At 36.7% G+C, this 1,658-nt stretch carries 1 protein-coding gene; it reads left to right on the forward strand.

Features of this window, described 5'->3' with window-relative positions; translation table 11 throughout:
* Positions 1-98 precede the first annotated feature (98 nt).
* Positions 99-1,556: a cardiolipin synthase gene (gene cls / locus CEX73_RS03210; RefSeq protein ID WP_101627139.1), complete on the forward strand. Its 1,458-nt coding sequence runs from the start codon at positions 99-101 to the stop codon at positions 1,554-1,556.
* Positions 1,557-1,658 lie beyond the last annotated feature (102 nt).

Here is a 1,658-nt window from a genome sequence, read left to right on the forward strand (position 1 = left end):
TAACACTTCAATTATACTCGATCGCAAAATATTTTTTATTTTCTTCATTATGTGTAAATTCATGTTCATTTCAGGTCTGCGAACAGGTTTTTTCTTCTATGATAATGCTGTATACCGTTATAAACGGGTTACTAATTTTTAGCTATTGGTTATTAATAGCATGTGTAACTGTGCGTATATTAATGAAACGTCGGGCGGTGCCTTCTGCCATGGCTTGGCTGTTAGTAATTTATATTCTACCGCTGGTAGGAATAATCATTTATCTGTTACTAGGTGAACTTAATATTGGTAAGCGCCGCTACGAACGTAATAAAGCAGTATCCCCTTTCATTAATCAGTGGATTAATAATTTAAAAGACTGCCAGCATATTTTTGCTACTCAAAATAGTGAAGTAGCTTGTTCAATATTTCAGTTATGTGAACACCGCCAGGGTATGAGTGGTCTAATAGGTAATAAGATAGAATTACTTACTAATACCTACGAAACGATAAAATTACTCATCCGCGACATTGGTCTAGCACAACGTAATATTGAAATTGTGTTTTATATTTGGCAGGCCGGAGGAGTTATAGATCAGGTTGCGGAAGCACTGATGGCTGCTGCTCGTCGCGGCGTTCTTTGCCGGTTAATGCTCGATTCTGCTGGCAGTGCGCACTTTTTCTGCAGTCATTATCCTACTATGATGCGTGATGCTGGTGTTCAAGTAGTAGAAGTCTTGCATGTTAGTATTTTATGTCTATTCCTACGACGTATGGATTTACGTCAGCATCGCAAGATGGTATTAATCGATAATTACATATCTTATACTGGTAGTATGAATATGGTTGATCCACGTTACTTCAAACAAAAAGCGGGCGTTGGCCAATGGATAGATATGATGACACGTATGGAAGGACCTATTACTATAGCCATGGGTATTATCTATTATCGTGATTGGGAAATTGAAACCGGTGAACGTATTCAGTCATCAGCTGAACATATAATACCAGACAAATACACTTATTCTGGTAATACTATTCAGGTTATCGCCTCTGGGCCTGGTTTTCCAGAGGGAGTCATTCACCAGGCATTACTCATTGCCATTTATGCCGCACGTAAAAAATTAGTTATTACAACACCTTATTTCGTACCTAGCGATGATTTACTCAATGCTATTTGTACTGCAGCCCAACGTGGCGTAAAGGTACATATTATTATTCCACGTGATAATGATTCCATGCTAGTGGAATGGGCTAGTAGGTCGTTTTTATCAGAGCTACTGGAAGCTGGCGTACGTATTCATCAATTTGAAGGCGGATTATTGCATACGAAAAGTGTGCTGGTAGATAATCAATTAAGTTTAGTAGGAACAGTTAATTTAGATATGCGTAGCTTATGGTTAAATTTTGAAATTACTTTAGTCATTGATGCTAAAGCGTTTGGCAACAATCTAGCGCTAGTACAAGAAGATTATATCGCACATTCTAGACTCATTGACGTAATGGTATGGTCAAAACGTCCTTACTGGCAACGTATTATCGAGCGACTATTTTACTTTTTTAGTCCATTATTATAATCGATACCAAAATAATCAAATTGTAGTTATTAACTCTAAATCTCTTATAAAGATTTTTTATCTATTATCACTACAATATTAATTCATGATTGACAAAAATTC

The organism is Candidatus Palibaumannia cicadellinicola (genome assembly GCF_002855795.1).
In the GTDB taxonomy this organism is placed as follows: Bacteria; Pseudomonadota; Gammaproteobacteria; order Enterobacterales; family Enterobacteriaceae; genus Baumannia; species Baumannia cicadellinicola_C.